The organism is Pseudomonas sp. NPDC089554 (assembly GCF_050280645.1).
Taxonomy (GTDB): domain Bacteria; phylum Pseudomonadota; class Gammaproteobacteria; order Pseudomonadales; family Pseudomonadaceae; genus Aquipseudomonas.
Genome location: NZ_JBNNVR010000164.1, coordinates 1 through 3,938, shown reverse-complemented (window position 1 = coordinate 3,938; position 3,938 = coordinate 1). Strand labels below are relative to the sequence as shown.

At 59.5% G+C, this 3,938-nt stretch carries 3 protein-coding genes and 3 pseudogenes; all 6 read left to right on the top strand.

Annotation, left to right across the window (positions count from 1 at the left end; translation table 11 throughout):
- A partial coding sequence (gene aceA / locus ACQKPE_RS25880; protein WP_427669541.1) for an isocitrate lyase occupies positions 1-834 on the top strand: 834 nt, incomplete at its 5' end.
- A gap of 119 nt (positions 835-953) precedes the next feature.
- Entirely contained in the window at positions 954-1,616 is a 663-nt protein-coding gene (locus ACQKPE_RS25875) for a lysoplasmalogenase (RefSeq protein ID WP_427669540.1), read from the top strand.
- A 379-nt stretch (positions 1,617-1,995) separates the two neighbouring features.
- Positions 1,996-2,409, top strand: a complete 414-nt coding sequence (locus ACQKPE_RS25870; RefSeq protein WP_279808381.1) for an NADH-quinone oxidoreductase subunit A — start codon at positions 1,996-1,998, stop codon at positions 2,407-2,409.
- A 9-nt stretch (positions 2,410-2,418) separates the two neighbouring features.
- Positions 2,419-2,805: pseudogene (gene nuoB / locus ACQKPE_RS25865) on the top strand (NADH-quinone oxidoreductase subunit NuoB); the annotation flags it as partial.
- A pseudogene (locus ACQKPE_RS25860) lies at positions 2,800-3,858 on the top strand (hypothetical protein); the annotation flags it as partial. The pseudogenes nuoB and ACQKPE_RS25860, both read left to right, overlap by 6 nt.
- A pseudogene (locus tag ACQKPE_RS25855) lies at positions 3,845-3,938 on the top strand (hypothetical protein); the annotation flags it as partial. The pseudogenes ACQKPE_RS25860 and ACQKPE_RS25855, both read left to right, overlap by 14 nt.

Here is a 3,938-nt window from a genome sequence, read left to right as displayed (position 1 = left end):
GCCACCTTCGTCGAACAGGAGGGGGCACGCCAATGGCGCGCGGCGCGCGGGTTGCCCGCGCTTGCGCCAGCACGCACGCAGCACTTCGAAGACCAGCTGGCCTCGGTGAAAAAATGCGGCCACATGGGTGGCAAGGTACTGGTACCGACCCAGGAGGCCGTGCAGAAACTGGCAGCCGCACGCCTGGCCGCCGATGTCGCAGGCGTACCGACCATCATCCTGGCCCGTACCGACGCCAACGCCGCCGACCTGCTGACCAGCGACTGCGATCCGTACGACCAGCCATTCGTGATCGGCGAGCGCACCCGCGAAGGCTTCTATAAAGTACGCGCCGGCCTCGACCAGGCCATCGCCCGCGGCCTGGCCTACGCCCCGTACGCCGACCTGATCTGGTGTGAAACCGCCAAGCCCGACCTGGATGAAGCCCGTCGCTTCGCCGAGGCGATCAAGAAGGAATACCCAGACCAGTTGCTGTCGTACAACTGCTCGCCGTCCTTCAACTGGAAGAAGAACCTGGACGACGCCACCATCGCCAAGTTCCAGCGCGAACTGTCGGCCATGGGCTACAAGCACCAGTTCATCACCCTGGCGGGCATCCACAACATGTGGCACGGCATGTTCAACCTGGCGCACGACTACGCCCGCAACGACATGACCGCCTACGTCAAACTGCAAGAGCAGGAGTTCGCCGATGCCAGCAAGGGCTACACCTTCGTGGCACACCAGCAGGAAGTCGGCACCGGCTACTTCGACGACATGACCACCGTAATCCAGGGTGGCGCTTCGTCGGTAACCGCACTGACCGGCTCGACCGAGGAAGAGCAGTTCCACTGAGTGCGTTGAACTGAAACGAAAAGCCCAGGCGCCGCAAGGTCCCTGGGCTTTCTTTTGCCCGCCAGGCAGAACCGAAGATACCGACTAAGCTTGTGGCTACCCGATAGCAAGGACTGCCCATGCCCCGCTCTGGCCACCTGCTCATCATCGCCTTCGCAGCCGCCGCTCTCTATCTATATGCAGAGGCCAGCGACAACAGCCTGCTCGCCCTGCTGAGCAAACCTCTTCCAGTGCTGGCGCTGATTGCCTGGCTGCTCACCACTCCCGCCACGACCTACCGCCGCTGGATCATCATCGGCCTGGCCTTTTCAGTGCTGGGCGACATTCTATTGGCCGTCCCGCAGGACCTGTTCGTCTTCGGCCTGGCCGCCTTCTTCTGCGCGCACCTGGCCTACCTGCGCGGCTATTGCAGCACGACCCTGCAACCCGCTTTACCCGCACTGGCATTCGCAACCCTGGTCGGCGTTGCGCTGTTCAGCCTGCTCGCCAGCCATGGCCTAGGCTCACTGCTGGCGCCAGTAGCGGCCTACGCACTGGTGATCAGCGCCATGCTCTGGCGCGCCCTGGCCTTCGGTGGCGTAGCGGCGCTCGGCGCCTGCGCCTTCGTATTCTCCGACAGCCTGATCGGCATCGACCGTTTCGTCAGCCCGTTCGCGGCGGCCCCCTACCTGATCATCCTCAGCTACTGGCTTGGCCAGTGGCTGATTGCACTGTCGGCAATCAACCGCCAAAGCATCGAAACATTGACCCAGCGCGGTGCGAACACACCGCACAACTGCTAGAACGAGAGTTTTTCTCATTTACAAGAGGCGAGCACGTAACAGCAACTTGATAAGCAAAGAGAAGTGTTCGAAACAGCAGGATGAGTCAAATGATATTAATTATCATTACGAATTTACCCGGTCGTTACGCTACGCAGGAAACATAATTAACAAAACCGCTCGCAATGCCCGAAACTCAAGGGTTTCAGCCATTTACGAAAGATTTTTGTTCTTAATCCTACGAATAAATTTGCAATGGAAATTTTACTTGCACTGGGTTTACCCATAAAATCAGCCCGATTGATTCAGCTGCGACATTTGGTCACTGCATCTGCGACGCAGGTCGCCGCTCTACTTATTTCAGACTGCAGAGCTGGGTCTCTGTATAAGGATTTCTAGCATGTCCGATTCGGCAGGACTCATCGCCCACAACTGGGGCTTTGCCATCTTCCTCCTGGGTGTCGTCGGCCTGTGCGCCTTCATGCTCGGCCTGTCCAGCCTGCTCGGTAGCAAGGCCTGGGGTCGCGCCAAGAACGAACCCTTCGAATCCGGCATGCTGCCCGTCGGCAGCGCTCGCCTGCGCCTGTCCGCCAAATTCTATCTGGTCGCGATGCTGTTCGTGATCTTCGATATCGAAGCCCTCTTTCTCTTTGCATGGTCTGTGTCCGTTCGCGAAAGCGGTTGGACCGGATTCGTCGAAGCACTCATTTTCATAGCAATTCTGTTGGCAGGTCTTGTCTACCTTTGGCGCGTCGGAGCACTTGATTGGGCTCCCGAAGGTCGCCGCAAGCGGCAAGCGAAGCTGAAACAATGAGGCTTTGGCATGCAATACAATCTCACCAGAATCGATCCGGATGCGCCCAACGAGCAGTACCCGGTTGGTGATCGGGAAACCGTCACCGACCAACTGCTAGAGGACCAGGTCCACAAGAACATCTACATGGGGAAACTCGAAGATGTGCTGCGTGGCGCGGTCAACTGGGGTCGCAAGAACTCCCTCTGGCCGTACAACTTCGGCCTGTCCTGCTGCTACGTGGAAATGACCACGGCATTCACGGCACCCCACGACATCGCGCGCTTTGGCGCCGAAGTCATCAGGGCCTCGCCGCGCCAGGCCGACTTCATGGTCGTCGCCGGTACCTGCTTCATCAAGATGGCGCCGATCATCCAGCGCCTGTATGAGCAGATGCTCGAGCCCAAGTGGGTCATCCTCAACAAGGAAACCCAGCGCTTCTCCAGCGCCGACTGGAAGCTGATCCACTCGTACCTGATCGACTCGTGCGGCATCAAGGCCAACCAGTCGCGCCTGTATTTCTACATCTTCAGCGCCGGCGGCGGTACCGGCTCGGGCATGGCCTCGGAGTTCGGCCTGGCCCAGCAGTACTCGTACATGAACAAGACCTTCGACACCAAGCCGGCCGACGAGAACGACGGCAAGAGCGGGCACTCGTTCGTCTTCGAGCCGATCTTCACCAGCGGCATCTGCGTGCTGCCGAACATTTCCGACCACCGCAGCGAAATGTCCGAAGCCCTGCACATCAACGCCGGACGCTTGCTGTGCAAGTACCTGTCGGAGGAATGGGACTTCTCGTACAACTTCGATAACGAAGACAGCAGCGAAGCCAGTGTCATGGGACGTATCCGCCCGTGGAACGCGATGATGCTGATCTCCAACGACATCATGCGCTACGCCGAGGAAAGCGACGACGGCACGATCCAGAACATCGACGTCAACGCCATGGAGAAGCATGCGAACCAGTACATTTCGCAGCAGATCTTCAATATCCTCACCGCCCAGGCGGTGACCACCGACTACGACCAGAACTACTTCCGCCGTGCCGGCATCGACATCGGCGAAACCATCCGCCTGGACGCCAACGACCTGTTCATGAGCCTGGCCGGCCCCGTGGCCATCGCCTACGCCGAATCGGTGGTACCGGAAGCACCGGCGCAGACTTCGGACAAGTTCAAGGTATTCGAACGCGAACCCCCGCGCCTGGACATCGATGACCTGTTCTTCCGCTCCATCGACCTGCCGCACTTCAACAAGCAGACCCAGGCCATCGAAGGCATCAGCCTGCTGCCGATCGAGTCGCGTCGTTACCGCGCAGCCCTGGAGCAATACAAGGCCTCGGGCTATGACGCCGCCGCCCTGCACGACCTGCACTTCTTCAAGAACTGCTCCTCGGTGGTGTCGATCGTTTCCTTGCCCAAGGACTACAAGCTGTCATACATGGACCTGAACCGGCTCAAGACCCACCTCCGACCAGGCCAAGCGCACCGAGCTGTACAAGCAGGCGCAGCACATCCTCAAGGAACAGGTGCCGATGACCCCTATCGCCC